Raw genomic sequence first — 17,152 nt, 5'->3', positions numbered from 1 at the left:
AAGTAAACAACCACATCGTATGACATATAACTGCCGAAAAGGCAGAGGCCAATTCAAAAGCCCCAGAGTTTACTGGGGCTTTTTACCAAACAGCCTCGACGCAGCCAAGCACATCTGATAAACAATATTTAATGTGTAGGGTTTTTATACTTCGTTCAATGCTCTAGAATAAAAATCGTGCGCTACAGTATTGAATTGCATTACCTTTTCAGGTGTTTTCAACAGTTAGCTTCAATACTACGGAAAATAGATTATGCGTTACGTTTCAGAAAACATCGGTGAAATAAGTAGGCTATTAAGAGAACATAAAGTTGAACGTAAATCGGCTTATATCTCAAACTTCGACGCAACTGTTAAAGATAAAGCGATAGCTGAACTGCTCATTAACGCACAATTGGCTACTCCTGAACTTACCAAAAAAAATGTGGTTAAGTTGTTATCTGGCCAGTTATCTTGGCCAAAATGCAATGATGAAACCTACCAAAAAGTGATTAATGTTGACTTGTCAACACTGGAAAAGTTGGGACTTGTCACTTTCTATGGAAACTATTGCCAAATAAATGCTTATAGCATCCCTGATAAAGATGAACTTCATGAGTCTTGTCACTCTTTACATGAAGCTTTTGAATTACTCAAAAATATCGTCAGCGGAAGAGAAGGTTTTGTTAAACCTTACTTTAAAATAGATAAAGAGGTGGCAAAATCAGTTTTAAAGGCAAAGTCACTGCCTTTTATAATATCAGAGTTTACTGATGAACGCGGCTTTTATCATTTACAAGCACTTAAATTTGAATTAGATAGCTTAATTGCAGAGTTCTTATGGAATGCAGCGGTAGATAAACTTGGCTTTAAAGAAAGTAAAACCGATCCCTATAAACTAGATTTTGAACATGATGAAATAGAACCACTAGAAAAGTGGTTTTTAATCAGTAATGTATATTCTAGTGGGCACTTCGTGAACATAAATTTTCAATTTGTGAATGACTTCAACCAGCAAGTCTACACGGCTTTTTTGGGACATATGATCTCTAAGGATGAACAGCTAAAGCAACCCCAGTATGTTCTTGTTAATAAGTGGGCCTGTGAGTTAGATGTACGAGGCCTTTTTTTAAATATTCAGGGTACAAGTTATATCCAGATCAATATTTCCGATGCATCAAGAGATCAAAGCTCATATAAAGAAGTGATAAAGAAAAGGTCTATCGAAGAAATAGAAAGCTTGTTCTTTACTGTGTCAGGTCTTACCGCCTCGACTGGGTGCAGCATTTTTTTTGAACCACTTTTGAGACAAAGCTCGTTTCGTGGGCGCCCAAACTATTATTTTTCAGCCTTAAAAATAATTATTGAGGCGGATATTTATACAGACACAATAACAATTGATAGTCGTGGGCAACTAGAACAGCTATTTGAAGCTTCAAAAAGCAGTTATGAGCTTCGAGATATGCTGATGAAAGACATGGTCGATTTTTGCTCGGTGGAATACTTATTGTATCTTTTATCTCAAAAAGAAACGGCTACTTCTGCTTTATATATTTTTTCAAAATATCCACGGCTTCAAGCATTAGACCTAAGTCATGATGAGAGAGCGCGCTATCACCTAAAGTACTTTCCGGTTGTTTGTAACGAGTTCTTAAATATGCATCACAAAACATATTTCAATATTAACTCTGAACACGAAAGTATTGGGAAAGGTTATGTGGTTGAACTGCTCACTTTAATGGCAAAACGTTTTATTAACCTAAATTACAGAGGTGAGCCAAATGCAGGAAAAGACTGCCTAGATATCTTGTTAAATAAAATGACATTGGAGCAGGTTTCATTAATTTCAGAACCACTTATTGATGACATTGAAGAAGACGGGGAGAGTGACCTATACAAGCAAGCGTGGAAATATTATTTGCTTTTTTGGTTATTAGAAAAGGCCGAAAATTATAACTTTCCAAACAGAAAGCAAATTGTAACTAGGTCACAGAAGCTAATATTGGCGCTTTATTGCAAGCAATTTAATTCGTCAGTTGACAATAAAGACCATAGCTTTAACGCGTATATGTTTTTTGACCTACTTCCTTGGTGGCGTATTCAGGATTGTTATGTTGCAGAATATTTAGATCTTGTGGGCCAACCGCACAGGTGGTTCACTAAATTGGTCGTAACGAATGATTTCTGTTGGCAAAACAAAAGTTTATTGAGAGGGTACTATCAGCTATTGATGGCCTTGTATTCTGAAAACAGAGAGCAAGCTTTAAACAATAGCATCATATCAAAAATTCTAGCTTTACTTGAGACTTTTGGATTTGCAGATGAACCCAGGGAAATATACAGTATTTTTGACGATGACTGGAATGACGATTACAGACTATGGCGAAAGTTTAGCACATTTGTTGAAAATCTAAATGATTATGAGTTTAGTAGAGTAATAGAAACACTTAGGGCGGGAGCACCACCCCTAAAAACGCTAGAGTTGTGCCACCAGTTGAATCGAAAATCTCGTAAGACAACTTTGCTAGAATTTATTAAGGATTTATCAACTAAAGAAGCCTTTGGTAATCAGGGTATTAATGATTTAGAAGCTTCACTGGATTACGCTTGTAGAGTTGGCTTAGTTGACACTGCAGAGCATATATTGAAGCAAGGGTTGCTACTACTGAATGATAAGAAAAGTTATATAAATCAGCGACTTCCTGAGATGGAAATCTTGCATGTTAGAAACAAATGGGAAGTTTATAAATATAAAATTAGTTTGCTACTTATTTATAACGATGAACAGCTATGTGATAAAGCGAAGCTGAAAAAGGTTCAAGAGCTTAGCACGCCCTTTGATGGAGAAGTCATCTCTCATAACAAACAAGATTTAATAACAGATTGTGATTGCTTTAGAAGGAATATATGCGCACTTATTTTTTTCAATGAAGAGCCAGAAACCGCGTACAATTACTTTGATGGTTTGTATAAACAATTGAGGCATCTCAGTTACGCAGGCAATAGGTTCAGTTCTAAATTAAATTACTTAGAGCGTCGAGATGCTTCAATTAGTGAGTACAGAGCGGCGTTAGATGAGTGGTTAGACTCTATTCAAGGAGCTGATATACAAAAAATTGAATCAGTAATAATCTCCAGGTGGTTTAATTGCTTGTGTAAAGTTGCTGATTACAAAGAGGCTGACTCCGTTTGGGCGAAGCTATCAACAAATCAATGCAAGAATATTGCTATCGTAACTTCATATTGCAATCTGCTTAAGGAGCGAGGAGAGCACTATTCCGCACAAACTATTTTCGAAGACCTTAGAAGGTATCACAAGGTATCTTCATTAGGAGAAGATGCCGATGAGCAACTGCGAGAATTAGAACAACTGATTATTGGTGATATGGAACCCAAACAGATTTTGGCTCTGACCAAGAATACGACCTATTCAATAGTCAATAGGCCTAAATCTGTCGACGAACTACGACGCGCGCTTCATGAAATACAAAGCAAAGACTTACCAGATCTAGCAAGTATAATAGGAGAGCCCAATTCAACACCTGAATTGTTTTTATATAATCAGATCAGCAAAATAATTGGTGAGCTGCTTGTGAGGAAAAACAACTTAAACGTAAAACTCGGCGAAAAATCAAACAAATCACATCGAATCGTAAAAGAAGACTTAATTAATGATTGGGTTACTTCATTATTCGATCACAGAATGTCATATTTGGGTTTAAGTTGTAGAGATCAAAAGCGGGGTGGTCGTTCTAGCCGCCAAAATAGTGATGGCGTTGGTGAAATAGACTTTTTCTTATGTGATAAGAACAATGAGCGTATTGCCATAATGGAAGCATTTAGGCTCTTTTCGCACAATACGACGGTTATAGACGAGCATTTAAATAAAATTGCAGGTTATGATCAAGAGTGCTTGAGTCCTGTATTTATTCTCGCATATTGTGATGTGGCTGGATTCTCAGAGCTTTGTGACAAATATTATGAGAGAAATAAAAATCGAGACTATCTTGGGTTTAACAAGTCACGTTTGCAAAATGAGCAAATCGAAAATACTAAAAGTGATAGCTCTGTAAGTTTCTATAAAGAAATACGGTATCGAGATAAAAAACCAGTAGTTATCTACCATATGATGGTTAATTTAAGGTTTGATAGTTAGCTTTTGTGTAAGTTATTACTTAGAAGAACATTTGATTATTGGTCGCAGAAATCAACTGCATTAGCAGCGCTAGCAAAGCAGTACAGGGATAATATGAAGTACAAAAAGAAGATGAAAGCAAAAGATGTTGGTATCGTAGATAATGATGTATATAAATTTACTTGGCGACAGCATTTTCTACCGTACTCATCCATGAGGCGCTTTTCAGGCGAGAATGAGCGGCTATACGTTGTAAATAAGCTGAATTTAAAAGTTAATTTCAGAAAGCTAGACCGCTATGAGCCTGGTGCAGTGGTGGCTAGAGCGTGGACTCAAAAAGCGGAAAAACAATTTTTCCCCCGTATTGAAACTTCGTTCTTTGACCTGTCAGAGAGAATATGCAATGGGCAAGACAATCTAACTCACACAGATCATCAAACATTGACGAATTATATTAGTCTTTGGGACGCGAGATTCAGATTCAGAATTAATGATATGAAAAAGGAGAGCTTAAACGGTATTCCCGATCCCCAACTTACTCAACATCAAGTACAAAATTTAGAGCAAATCGGCGCATCGGGAGGTGGTGTTGTCCGAGCGCATGAATCCAACAGTTTCCAAGTTCAACGTATGTACGATTACAGCAGGGCAATGCTCAAGAATATAGAATGGCAAGTTTACCGTTTAATAATTTTAGATTGTATTCTTCCCGACACGATTAATAGACAGCTAATTATACCAATTGCACCTAACGTAGTGGTTTTGCCTAAAGGCTCAGATTTAGACATAATGTCTAAGGAATCAGTTTCTTCACTAAACTTAAAGCTAATATCGGGATGTGAGGAATATTATTATGCCAGAGATATATCGCGCATAATTTACTGCTGATGAAGCATTTAAAAGTGTAATATTACTATGCGAAAGTCAAATATTTAATCGAACTAGTCTGAATAAAACCTATAAAGTAAACGTCACGCGTTAACTTTTGGTCACTTTTTGCATACTTTCACTTCACTTTTATGCCAAGTTATACTTCCATCAAAATGCTAAGTCATTGAAGTAACGATGACGTCTTTATGCAAACTTATACTACAAACTCCACATATTTGTTGTTTGAAGTGTAAGTCTTATTAATAGTATTCAAAACTATACTAATTCCTTTATAAATCCAACTAAATGCTAGATCTCAGTTAACTAGATCAAATGGTACTTTCTCTACTAATCTTCTAAAACTCATACGTACAAGTTGCTTTTGCTATCGCGAAGTGTACCACGTAGAGAGAAGCTCATCGATCGCTCAAGTTTTAATAAAGAAGATAGTTGGCCATTACCTGATTATTAGTACTTCAACTAACGGGTTTGATAGCTTTTGTTGGAGCAAATATCTCCGCTATTTTTACTGAACTATATTCAATGATCACTTCTTGCTCATTGTCAGAAGCATCAAAATAGATAACTTTGTTTCTTGGAACAATCGCTTTAACAACTATGCCTTGAATCTTATCTTTATATATTTCATGAGCAAATCGTCTAGCTGTTTCATAGTCTATAGTCCAAGACTGTGCGAAATTTTTACTTTCAAACTCGTCGGGTGATAAACCACGGTATATAGTTACTTCATCTTCAAGTTGCTCAATATCTGAGTTCGTTGGTACGTCTTCGCGTTTAATTCTGATTGGTGGTGCTCCCCACTCGACTTGCTTGGTTTTGAATAGCTCAAATACACCTCCTGAGTAAAACCGTTTTAAATTGTTAAAAAGCTCAAAAGCCCAATTACACAGTTCTGATTCTATGGGGTAAGAAGCGTATTTTTGCTGCCAAAAATCTCTAAAAGCGAATTCGGGCTGCGTTTTTGTATTGCGATTGAAGCTATCCAAAACATCTGCAAATACTCTGTAATCATCATTAAACCTTTTATATAAGCTTTCAAAGTATTCATCAGCGTCAATTCTCATTTGCTCAAGTAGGGCTTTTGATTTGTCGTTAATCATGTCGTTTGCCTTAACCTATTCTGATTAGGTGATCGCAAGATGGGCACGGTGTTTCATCAACAGAATAAGGAATATCTATACTTGAGCGTTGCCAAATATTCGTACAGTAGCCACACCTAAACCACCTTGTTTCGTATTGTTTTGGTGCGGGGTTTAGGTCAATAATATCCCTAAAAGCCCGTGTCGGTTTTCTTTTATAGCGTGGGTTTTGCTGAGATCCATAAACTGGGTCATATAACGGCTCGGTCTCTTCTGCCAATTGCTGTTGTTCCTCCCACTTACTCGTTTTTGTCCTAGAATAAGATTGTAGAGTGAATGTAAACATTGTAATAGTAATTATTTAGAGCAAATGGTAGAGGTATAAGATGGATGGAAACAAGACGATTTAAAGATAGATAATAGCCCAATAGCTCGTTGATTACGGTTGTTATGCAATCAAAAACACTTCTCAATAGTAGCTTTGGAGCTACAACAGGTGAATAGGAATTTATGGGACCATCATGAAAAAATCACTCGCAATTGTTGTTTTTATAACCGCAGTAGTTGGCATTGCTGTTTTCGTTATTGGAGATATACAAAAGAAAACATTAAAGGAAGCAATTGCCTCTGCTGTAAATGTCGAACCAAGCAAATTATTGTTAAATCTCCCTCCAAAACATGCTCGCTTTCCGGGCTCAATACTATCCCCAAGCAATTCATCATTTATGGTTTACAGCTCGGGTGATGCTGATGATGAATCTATTTTGAGAGGTGAACAATTTACTATAGAAGCAGTTGTTAACGATATGTCCAATGTTCAGGCTGGTGGAAAAAGCAGCTTGTTTAATAATGCGTTTTCTAATGATGGACAATTGGAAGTAACTCTTAATATTAAAGATGCATTTATTGCAGAATTACCAATTGGTGCATTGAAGGAGAAAATTGCAAAAAATGTTTTAGTGCAGGCGGCTATGGAAAATAATATAGAGCCAATTATTGTAAGTCGCGCGTATGTTGGTGTCGTTGAGTACGTGGTTCGCGCGCTAAATGAATCTGGTGTCAAAACGCTAGTTGATATGTCTAAAACTGGATATAAAGTTGAGAAAGCAAGACTTGGCTCATTTAACTTTTCAGATAATATTGAAGATAGAAAAGAAATATCATTTTCTATTAATTCGCCTATCGTATTTGCCTATGAAGTGATGGAAGCAAGTTATGTTGCTACTGATTTATCTGACAAAGGTGCGTTAGTATTAAATGAATTGAGCTCTAGAAGAGTGGCAGAGATCGGTAATGAAAACCCTGTTCAAGAACGAAAAACGAACAATTCATTTGGAGTGGTTACAATTGCCAATGCACATTACGCTAACTTTCGGTCATTAGATATACCGCAATCTACAGAAGCTTCTTTTTTGATGCGGCAATTCTTTGAATCTTATGACCCAGTTTTTGTAAAGCAACTGAATAGCACCAAACAAATGCCGATCAGTGATGATAAGTTATTGGATTGGACGGTGGATCTGACACTAGAGCTTCTTGAGAATCCTGTAGAGCACCTAGTGGTATATTACACAGGGCATGCCCTTTCTTTACCTAATGGAGAAATCGTACTACTTCAAGGTAATGTAAATAAAGACTACGCGGAACGAGCTGCACAGAGCTATAGCCCTTCACTTAGTGAGTCGGGAGATGGCCTTATTCTTGTAGAGCAGCTATACAATGCGCTGTCAATGGCAAACGTACCTTTCACACTAATGATCGATGCATGTTACCCAAATGATGAGATGGCTGATGCCCTTACTAGGGTTAGCATGCTATTAGGGGATAAGGAAGGAACTGAACTTTACTATATTGGTGATAGTGCGCTGATCACAAATGAGCTGTCAGATATTGGGAAGGTCATGCGGCAAATTGGGAGCAGATTTGAGTACCGCCAACAAAACAATGCTGTGATATTTTCATCGAAACCTGGTGCCAAGTCCGTATTTAAGTCTAACCCAGTTAACCCATATGGCTTTGAGTTGCCACCACTAGCTGCACGAATATTAAAATTTAGTGACTTAGTTGATTCTAATAATAGAAAAGAAAAACTATCTAAAATTGTAAGAATGAATATAGATTCATTGAATGGTGTCGGAGAAATTAGTCTAAGTGGTTCAATTACATGGAGTAATCTTGAAACCATGATGAATTCATTGTAACAAGTAAAGCATTGTCGTGGATCATTTAGCTAATATCCAATGTAAATTTAGAACTCAATGGCCCAGAGTATATAGCATTCAATGGGACTAACAGGTCGTTGTTTCGGGCAATTTTCAGTCAGCCTATTTATGTATTTCGCGTTGTGGCATTGTTGTACAAATTTGTTATACGCTTATCATTGGGTAAAAATATGGCAAATCCCATCAGTACTTTTTGTAATGCGCTGTAATGTCCTTACTCATTTTTCGTTTCTATACTTTGTGCGCAGCTTGAGGGAAGGCCTTCAAGCACAAGTTCGAAAGAAGGAGTTTGTTTATGTCCAGTCCAGCGAATGTCACAATTAAGAATAGAACAAATCAATCAATTACTACGAAAGTCACTCGAGACTCTTGGGTTGAGGGTGATGGCAGTTCAATTGATGGTAAAGTAATCCCTCGAGGTGAACATGGCGTCTTTAAGGTGGTCGCTAAAACAGGCCACCATGGTGAGTTAGATATTGACTTTATTGGCGGAGACAGCGGTAACGTACTCGGTACTTTGGAAATTTTGAGTATTAAAGATCCTCAGGAAGGTGTAAAGAGCCTTGCAGTAAATGCTAACCAAAGCGAAATAGATGTGTCAGCAATGGGATATAGAAGTTCGCCTAATGATGACGAATTACGAAGAATTAATTTCTTAATTGTCTAGCCGTTAATATTGAAAAGAGTAAGGCAGTTTTTTGTCACCAAAATCTGGTTTGTGTAGTGAAAATATCATTGCTGACCTATACCTTAACTTCCTCATTAAAGTGGCATAGAGTTAACTTTCTCTATGCCAATATGTCTTATACAATATTTTAGTCTTTTAAAAGCGGTTACAAATGTTGTTTTCTTTTCTCCTTGAGAAAATCAGCACAAATGTTAATGTTTTCTACATTAAGTTACCACTATCAAGGACTGAAACAGTGAACACCAATTCACCACTAGTTAATTCGCAGGTCAATTTAGCCAGTAACCTAACCGCTAAAAAGGTGGCTAAGGCGCATAACATCGAACCTCAAGCACCAGAGAAGGAGATGAACGCTGCGGCATTGTCAGCCGAAAATACGCCAGTATTAACTGAAGAAGAAATCCAAAAATTAAAACAAGAAACGTTTGAGATTAGTAAACAAAATTATAAAGTGATGGCAGAGACGCAAGAGGCGTTTGCAACCACCTTAAGCGAGTTTGAAAAATTTAAAAAAGAACAAAGTAGCTTAAATCCAGGAATTGATTTGAGTTCTTTAGATTTATCGCAAGAGGAAGATGGCACACTAAAGCTCGTTGGTGGAAGTGTAGACGATAAATTGCGTGAGGATCTTGAGTCTATAATTAACGAAAACAATAAGCTAAAAAATGCCTATGAACAGGTACATGAAGGACTTGCACAAATTGTTCGATTCTCTAGTGCAGATCGGCAAGGCATCGAAGCAAAGGACCTTTATGGCAATATTAGGTTGAATGAGTTAAGTAAAAGCTTCGAAAACCAATTCCATGATACGGGCTTTGGTCAGGATTATCATACACTTGAGGACAAAGTGAATAGCCACCCAATGCTGTTTGCAATGAAAATGAACGAGGCAATATATCCTAGAATTAACATAAATGTGTAATTGAGTATTGATAGCGTGGGTAAGTCTCACATTTTGCATGACGCTCAAAAGTTGAAGATAGTGATGAGCGGACGCACACTACAATACTTAAGAGTCTAAAATATCAGAGACTGCTTGTTTAAAGTCAATCGGCAAAAATTCGTTAAAATGAAATTCACTTATAAACTATGACGTTAATAAACTTTGTAGCAGAATCTAAAGCTCTATAACCATGCTTTTGCGCAGCACTAAACTTGGTTTTCTGATCAGTTTTAAGGAGATGCCAAACACCGTCATAAAAAACTTCAAGTTGACCCTCTAGAACATGAACAAGTTCTTCGGCAACATTATCATGCGGCTCTCTTAAGTGTTCATCATTTGGAATGAGAGAAATGACAAACACCTCGGTATTTTTGCACCCGTTAGATGAATAAACAGGAGCAAATATAGAGCCTTCTTGGTTGATAGAGTTATTCGAATTCTGCGGGTCGCTCGGATCAAGTAACACTGTGTACTCTATGCCAATACCCTGCGCCAACTTCCACAATAATTCAACTGTTGGACTAGACTCAAACCTTTCAATTTGTCCTAACATCGCCTTGGAGATGCCGGTCATGTTGGCCAATTTATCTAGGCTTAGGCCTCTCTCTTTTCTGATGTCTTTTAATCTAACACCTAGGTTTTTGGAAATTTCCGATTTAACTTTCATTATGTTGTGCGTTATTGCGTACAGTGATATTGTGTACACTATAACGCACAATGCAGCACTTATCTATTCAGAAGGGAATTACATGCCTAGTAAAACTTTTGTTTGCTTCGTTTATTTACTTTGTTTCATCAGCTCTGTCAGTGTAGCGTCAGAATATACGCATTTAGACAACTTTATCGTTAAAGCTAAATCCTTGACTAAGTCGGCTTCAGGCACATCCGTTGTATTGATTAAAGATGGTCAAATTACTCACGAAGTTCACGTTGGTATGGCGAATGTTGAAAAGCAGATCCCTGTCGATACAAATTCGGTTTACTATTTCGCCTCGACAACTAAAGCGATAATGGGGCTGGCGACATTACAGGCTGAAAAAGAAGGTTTGCTTTCTAAGGACTCTACTTTGAGGCAGTTATTTCCAAACGTTAAGTTTTCTTTTATCAATCCTGACAACTACTCAGTCAGAGATTTATTGTCTCATCGCTCCGGGTTAACAAATGACGCGATGACATGGACTTTTTCTTACACTGGAAACCATGACAAAAAGCAACGACTTCATTTTGTTTCCTCGCTAAAACCGCACCCGAAAATTAAAAAAGGTAAGTTTGGTTACACAAACCTTGGATACAATCTTTTAGCAATATGGTTTGATGAGAACTATGAAGGGGGATGGACAAATGCGATTAAAGAGCTAGTGCTTTTACCTGCAGGAATGAAAAATTCAACAGCAGATGTTGACCAAGCGAGATTGCAAAATTGGCCTATTCCAAGCCCATATTCATATAAATTTCGAAGTGGTCAATCTGAGATTTATATGAATAAAAACAATGCGACTTTGTATTCAGTGGGTATCTTTGCCAGACCAAATGATTGGGGTAAGTTGATAACCCACTTGCTACCAATAAATGCAGAGCGCTCAGCGTTTCCCAAGTCGGTTGTAAGAGCGTCTCAACAACTACTAGTCAGTGATATCGATAGCTATTTTTCCGGCTATGGATGGGGATGGATGCACTCAAAAGTCGCTGGTGAAAGTGTGTTAATGCACACAGGGGGATTTGATGGCGCTTCTGTTCAAGTATCTTACGCTCCCGAAAAAAACCTTGGTGTCGTTGTTGTTCATAACGAAAGTGGGCTCATTGCAAATGAGTTAAATGGCAGAATAACTGAAATCGCTTATAAAATGTTAACTAATCAAGATGTGAGTAAGCTTATTGAATTCCATCAAGAGGAGATGACTGATCTTGCTGTTTATGTCGAGAAAGCAAAGGCAGAAATTGCCGCTAAAAGAGAAGACTTGTCAAAACGCCGGAGCATATCACCTTCGCTTAAGTCATTACTTGAAGGTGTATACGAAAACACGGATGTTGGACGGTTGACCATTAAACAGAGAGACAGCGATTTACATCTTGCTTGGGGGAATTTACAGAGCAAGATTTACAGTGGACAAGCAGATAATGAATTTATAGTAGAACTTAGACCGGGTAAGTTCTACGAACTAACCGCTGATAAAAGCATGTCCGTTATCGAATTAAAGGATTGGCAATTCCAAAAAGTTAGGTAATTCAGAGGCAAGGTTGGTTGCAATCTAAATGCAAATTGGTGTGACAACGTCGAAGTTGTGTAGCGGATATGCTGACGGCCCCTTTTGGGGCTCGCATTAGCGTAACAGCAGATCCAATTTCAATTCAAAAGCTAGTCATAAAACTAGTGTATATAGTCATCAATTAGCTTGCGCCAAGCATCGGGCTTACCGTAATAGGCAGTATGCGGAAGCTTTACCTGTTTCTCATGCTTTTCAAGGATAAGGGTTGGGAAGCCAGTAACTTGAAGCTTTTGCATTAATAGACGGCTTTGCACGATTTTTGTTTGCTCAGCACCTTGATTTGCCAGCATAGCTCGTTGCCAGTGGTTTTTATCTAGCCCAAGCTCAACGGCTAGCTCCTCTATAGCCTCAGCTCGGTTAACCTGTTTGCCCTCTACATAGTGTGCGTGCTGAATAGTTTTAAGCATGTTAAGTGGCGCTATGCCCAATTGCTCAGCGGTTATGATGGCACGAGCGGTGATGTATGAGTCAAGGATCATCGACTCGTTACTATTCACCCTTTGGATGTAACCTTTGCCAAACTGCGCGCCTGTTATGCTGGCTATACGCGCATCGCTTGTGAGAATGTGGTTGCGGAACGCTTTCTCTATAGATTGATTAGCAATCATACCTCCAGGATGCAGTTCAAGCTTGAGGTCACTGTTGGCTGCAATTGCATCCAACAGTGAAGTCGCACCGTAACACCAGCCACACATGGGGTCGAAGAAGTAGTGCACTTTTACCATTTCATCTCTCCCATATGTACCTTAGCACCAATACCCAACGCCATGGGTAATCCTGCATCAGGGTAGCGTGCAGACATACTATTAATCAGTTCAGCGCTATTTTTGCTGCTGCTTTTTGCCTGACTAAAGTCGCTTAAATACTGCTGCGAGTAGCTTATGGTACTTGCATCAAGTTTGGTGCCTGCTTTCATGTGACCAGGTATTACAACCTCTGGCTTGAGTGCTTTTAACTCTTTTAATTGGCGACTCCACGCTTGTTGACTGCGTTGGGATTGCGCATCGGCCATCCATAAGTGCACATTACCGTAGACTGCAACATTGCCCAGAACCGCTTTACTTGACGGGATCCATAAGTAGGGGCGGTGTGCCAGCTCAGATTGCGTGCCGTGGATCTCTATTTTGTGTCCATCTACAAAGAGTGTATTTCCCTCTACAACTGTGGGGATGTATGGCTTAACAGGTGCATTTTCCCCCATTTTTGGTGTCCAAAATGCTAATTTACCCGCGAGCTTTTCTTCAATCACCGCTTTTACGGCCGCTGTGGTTAGGATATTAGCTTCTGGGAACAAAGTGTGTAGCACTTCCGCGCCAAAATAATAGTCCGGATCAGCTTGGCTGATAAAAATCGTCTTTAGGGTTTTGCCGCTGTCGAGTACTTTGGCTGCTATGCGTAGAGCATCCGCTTTGGTAAAACCTGTATCTACGACCATCACTTCACTCTCACCAATCACCAGTGTTGAGTTAACGTGGAAGCTGTTTTTGTCAGCGTTATAAACATCCAGTGTAAGTGGGGCGGTGTTTGCTGCCATCGCATTGCTCGCTAATAAAATCGATGCTGCTATCAACGTTAGGTATTTCATATCTTTTGCCTCAATAGGTTTAGTACGGAGCAGATGATATGAAATTGATAGGCTCAGAAAAACATGCCAAACTAAACATCATTGTTTCATAAATCGAGCAAATAAATGGATAGACTCATCGCTGCTAGGGTCTTTGCCGACGTTGCAATCACGGGTAGCTTTACCGCGACGGCTGACAGGCTAGATATGTCTCGCCCTATGGTAACTCGATACATTGAAGCAATGGAGAGCTGGCTAAACATTCGTTTATTACATCGCACCACGAGAAGAGTGTCTTTAACTACAGCTGGGGAGTCCTGCTTGGAAGAAGTGAGACAGTGGCTGAGGCAAGCCGACACCATAACCGGCTTGGCGAATACCAGCGGCAAACTGTCTGGTTCGGTTCGACTAGCAACCAGTATGTCTTTCGGCTTTTCTCAACTTGTGCCCGCTATTCAACAGTTTATGTCAGCACATCCTGACGTAAATATTGACATTGATTTGCAAGATTCTGTGGCCGATCTCACTGAAAGTCAGATAGATCTTGCTATTCGTATTGCCTCTGCACCGGACCCTTCTTTGATTGGTAAATCAATTGCAGTATGTAGCTCAGTTATCGTGGCGTCGCCGCAATACCTTGCGAATACAAGTGAAATCAAAAAGCCAGATGATCTAGCTGAGCACTTGTGCCTCGGGTATAAGAACTTTCAGCAGCATATCTGGCATTTGCGCAAAGGTAACTCACAACAGTCGGTAGCCGTAAACTGCCGTTTAACTGCGAACGAAGCAACGGCCTTATTGCACGCAGCGTTAAATGGCGCTGGTCTGGCAATTCAACCCACTTATTTGGTTAACCGCTACATCAAATCTGGCGAGCTTAAGCAGGTATTGCCTGATTGGAAGCCAAGCGATATGAATATATATGTGCTCTATTCTTCGAGAAAGTATATGTCTCCAACCGTGAGGGCATTGATAGACTATTTGTCTCACTATTTTGCCAGCACGCCATGGTGAAGTGTTGTACGGGATTACCACGGGCTTCTATATGGCAATTAACGTTGAAATAAGCACTCTCTCAAATTTGATAACGCGCTACACTGAAAACAGCGATTTGTTTCGTTTATGTGCTCTGCCATTACTCTGCTAAGATAAATTAACATTACACGGTGTTAATTGTGAGGTTTAGGAATGAGCCGAGGAAGAATTTTAGAAATATTAAACCAGCCTTTTGTACTTTGGTTTTTGTCCTCTGTAGTGATCGGTTTTGTATCTTGGCAATATGCTGAGATTCAGAAAAGTTCCGCTGAAGAAAAAGTTCAAAAGCAGACCCTGCGAAAAGCAAATCTTGAACTCAATCTACTTCTTCAAGATATTAAATTTGGTGCTGAACAAGGTGAAAATATTAACATTAGTCATTTAAGTGGAATATTACTCAAGATGCAGTACAACGCAGTTCATCCCGGTAATCAATTATATTTTCCTTCTCTGCAAAATGTGATGTTAGAGATTGATTCGAGATCAGGAACTGATGGACTGGAGAAATTCCAAGTCAGAGTGTTTGACCACCTTAAGATAATATCAAATTCAATAAATAGGATAGTGACCCCATACTTGCCGGCAAACCGACCTATTTGGTCTTCTCTCACAGATCAAGAAAAGAGTAATCTACAAAGCCTATCCTTACTCACCGAAGAAGTTGGTGTGTATTATAAAAAGGCAGCGACCACTAAGTAGCCTGAAAATGAAGAGCTTGGGACGGATGAATGAACTTAGAATATTTACTGGCTCCCCATTAGTTCAGAAAATTAAAAATCCAAGTTAAACATAACTATTATTCTGGTTATTCTCACGAGTTCAGCTTTGATGACTGTGTTCGCTATCAGTGCTCCTTGGGCATTAAAGGCTTTTATAGTTATTCGAAGCAGGAAATATGCGAATAACAATAGCTAATATTCCGATCCATAACTCTCAGTTATCGCTATTTCTCAATTACTTTTTACTTAAAACTAAGCCCAGCTAGTTGCTGGGCTTGGCATACTTAGCAGATATAAACCGTTGGGCAAAATTCAGGAGTGGTATAGCATGCGCCGTAGTCTTTACTGTAAGCGCCGGTTCCGCCTGCTATTTCTTTCGTTTGTTTAGAATCTAGCGCTTTATTTGCGTTAAGGTTTTTTAATTTTACTTTTTTCAGTTTCATGTTGTATCCAGTTATTTTTTATCTTTGATTATTCGGTAATGTAGATAAATACCTATTTCTAAGTACTTATCTGTTAAATAATCTGTTTAATTTTTCAACATATTTCAAGCGGGGATGGCAAATAACTTCAGTAGATCTTTTAGTTGTTTGTTTTTTAAGTTGTTTATTATATTGAATTTTTATCAAGTAAATAAAAATGACAGCGCTAGACTTTTGTGCATGTCAATCTTGTTGATTGTGCAACCTATATCCAATCAATTGTTGCAGCAAATAGCTGCGTACGCCTTACACATTAAAATAAGCAATGCTAGTATCCTAGTTAGGATAACAATCGAGTTGATAAAAAGTAGGGAGCTAATGGCATTATCATTTCAGACCTTAAGGTTGCATATTATAGAGGTTAACGACGATTTTCCGGCACTCGATCGTGAACGGCTGATAGAGCAAATCCCCCATATCCTGAGTTCTAATGTGGTTGAAAACCTTCCCCCTTATTTTCATGGTATTAATTCAACAAAACAGGCCGAAAACTGGTTTCAGCGTATGTGTTCAGAGAGCCGCTTACTGCAAGTTAAGCTTGGGCAGCATGAGACAATTGGCTTTTTGTTTGTTTACGTTGAAAACGAAAGTGATGCGCATATCGGTTATTTATTGGCTGAAAAATACTGGGGCAAAGGTTACGCCAGTGAATTGCTGCAAGGGTTTATCCATGCCGTTACCAATGTAGAGCTTTGGAGTACCCTCATTGCGGGAGTGGAGCAATCCAACCATGCGTCCATTCAGTTGCTCAAAAAGCTGGGGTTTTCACAGCAAGTGCATGATGAAAACAGTCCACTTTTCTTTGAATATGAGATCCATCGCGTCTGTTGACCTCAGCGGTTTGACCTTTATTTCCCTGAGTGTGCTTTGATCACAGCGCTTGATTTGTCGTTAGTCTATCAATTGATAAAAGTAAAAAATATAACAATTGTTGTTATTTTCTTGTTAATGTAAGCGCTTACATGTTAGGTTTAACATTCAACATACGATTACACCGCGCTGAAAAGTGTCTAGTAAAGCTCGTGTGTTTGAAAAGCGCTATATTTTTCAATTGTTCGGGGTTGTTATGGATTGAAATGTAAGCGCTTTCATTTCTGCGGTTTATGAAGTGATTAAAAGGATCCGTGTTTTAGTGGTTGATCACTAAA

Annotated in this window: 14 protein-coding genes; 9 read left to right on the top strand and 5 right to left on the bottom strand. The window is 38.7% G+C overall.

Features of this window, described 5'->3' with window-relative positions; translation table 11 throughout:
* The first annotated feature begins 253 nt into the window (after positions 1-253).
* Positions 254-4,135, top strand: a complete 3,882-nt coding sequence (locus tag CTT31_RS11445; RefSeq protein WP_260491295.1) for a hypothetical protein — start codon at positions 254-256, stop codon at positions 4,133-4,135.
* A gap of 93 nt (positions 4,136-4,228) precedes the next feature.
* Positions 4,229-5,002 (top strand): hypothetical protein, encoded by a 774-nt coding sequence (locus tag CTT31_RS11440; RefSeq protein ID WP_260491294.1) that lies wholly within the window; start codon positions 4,229-4,231, stop codon positions 5,000-5,002.
* A gap of 458 nt (positions 5,003-5,460) precedes the next feature.
* Here CTT31_RS11440 and CTT31_RS11435 read toward each other — a convergent pair whose 3' ends face one another.
* Positions 5,461-6,105 (bottom strand): hypothetical protein, encoded by a 645-nt coding sequence (locus tag CTT31_RS11435; protein ID WP_211857932.1) that lies wholly within the window; start codon positions 6,103-6,105, stop codon positions 5,461-5,463.
* Positions 6,106-6,605: 500 nt separating this feature from the next.
* Between CTT31_RS11435 and CTT31_RS11430 the strand changes: the two genes are divergently transcribed.
* From CTT31_RS11430 to CTT31_RS11420, 3 genes are all read left to right on the top strand, one after another.
* On the top strand, positions 6,606-8,285 hold the full coding sequence (locus tag CTT31_RS11430) for a hypothetical protein (RefSeq protein WP_260491293.1): 1,680 nt from the start codon (positions 6,606-6,608) through the stop codon (positions 8,283-8,285).
* A gap of 316 nt (positions 8,286-8,601) precedes the next feature.
* Complete coding sequence (locus CTT31_RS11425; protein ID WP_039497169.1) at positions 8,602-8,973, top strand: hypothetical protein; 372 nt, start codon at positions 8,602-8,604, stop codon at positions 8,971-8,973.
* Between the two features lie 172 nt (positions 8,974-9,145).
* The gene (locus CTT31_RS11420; RefSeq protein ID WP_249122405.1) at positions 9,146-9,916 is read left to right on the top strand and encodes a hypothetical protein; all 771 of its coding nucleotides are present in this window, start codon (positions 9,146-9,148) and stop codon (positions 9,914-9,916) included.
* A 154-nt stretch (positions 9,917-10,070) separates the two neighbouring features.
* On the opposite strand, the gene CTT31_RS11415 is transcribed toward CTT31_RS11420, so the two are convergent.
* Entirely contained in the window at positions 10,071-10,604 is a 534-nt protein-coding gene (locus tag CTT31_RS11415; protein WP_084204354.1) for a helix-turn-helix domain-containing protein, read from the bottom strand.
* An 82-nt stretch (positions 10,605-10,686) separates the two neighbouring features.
* On the opposite strand from CTT31_RS11415, the gene CTT31_RS11410 reads away from it, so the two are divergent.
* On the top strand, positions 10,687-12,162 hold the full coding sequence (locus tag CTT31_RS11410) for a serine hydrolase domain-containing protein (protein ID WP_260491292.1): 1,476 nt from the start codon (positions 10,687-10,689) through the stop codon (positions 12,160-12,162).
* 143 nt (positions 12,163-12,305) lie between these two features.
* On the opposite strand, the gene CTT31_RS11405 is transcribed toward CTT31_RS11410, so the two are convergent.
* Both CTT31_RS11405 and CTT31_RS11400 read right to left on the bottom strand, forming a co-directional pair.
* Complete coding sequence (locus CTT31_RS11405) at positions 12,306-12,929, bottom strand: DsbA family protein (RefSeq protein WP_260491291.1); 624 nt, start codon at positions 12,927-12,929, stop codon at positions 12,306-12,308.
* The gene (locus CTT31_RS11400) at positions 12,923-13,789 is read right to left on the bottom strand and encodes an MBL fold metallo-hydrolase (RefSeq protein ID WP_260491290.1); all 867 of its coding nucleotides are present in this window, start codon (positions 13,787-13,789) and stop codon (positions 12,923-12,925) included. Before CTT31_RS11400 ends, CTT31_RS11405 begins: the two co-directional genes overlap by 7 nt.
* A gap of 105 nt (positions 13,790-13,894) precedes the next feature.
* Here CTT31_RS11400 and CTT31_RS11395 point away from each other — a divergent pair, with 105 nt between their 5' ends.
* The gene (locus tag CTT31_RS11395; protein WP_130163803.1) at positions 13,895-14,782 is read left to right on the top strand and encodes a LysR family transcriptional regulator; all 888 of its coding nucleotides are present in this window, start codon (positions 13,895-13,897) and stop codon (positions 14,780-14,782) included.
* 174 nt (positions 14,783-14,956) lie between these two features.
* Complete coding sequence (locus CTT31_RS11390) at positions 14,957-15,502, top strand: hypothetical protein (RefSeq protein ID WP_069018636.1); 546 nt, start codon at positions 14,957-14,959, stop codon at positions 15,500-15,502.
* A gap of 304 nt (positions 15,503-15,806) precedes the next feature.
* On the opposite strand, the gene CTT31_RS11385 is transcribed toward CTT31_RS11390, so the two are convergent.
* Entirely contained in the window at positions 15,807-15,965 is a 159-nt protein-coding gene (locus CTT31_RS11385) for a hypothetical protein (RefSeq protein ID WP_211857920.1), read from the bottom strand.
* Between the two features lie 357 nt (positions 15,966-16,322).
* On the opposite strand from CTT31_RS11385, the gene CTT31_RS11380 reads away from it, so the two are divergent.
* Complete coding sequence (locus tag CTT31_RS11380) at positions 16,323-16,835, top strand: GNAT family N-acetyltransferase (protein ID WP_260491289.1); 513 nt, start codon at positions 16,323-16,325, stop codon at positions 16,833-16,835.
* The last annotated feature ends 317 nt before the right edge of the window (positions 16,836-17,152 follow it).

This window comes from Pseudoalteromonas maricaloris, from assembly GCF_024746855.1.
GTDB classification, from domain to species: Bacteria; Pseudomonadota; Gammaproteobacteria; order Enterobacterales; family Alteromonadaceae; genus Pseudoalteromonas; species Pseudoalteromonas maricaloris.
Note: the sequence above shows the minus strand (reverse complement) of the source record. Positions and strands in the feature narration are given on the sequence as shown.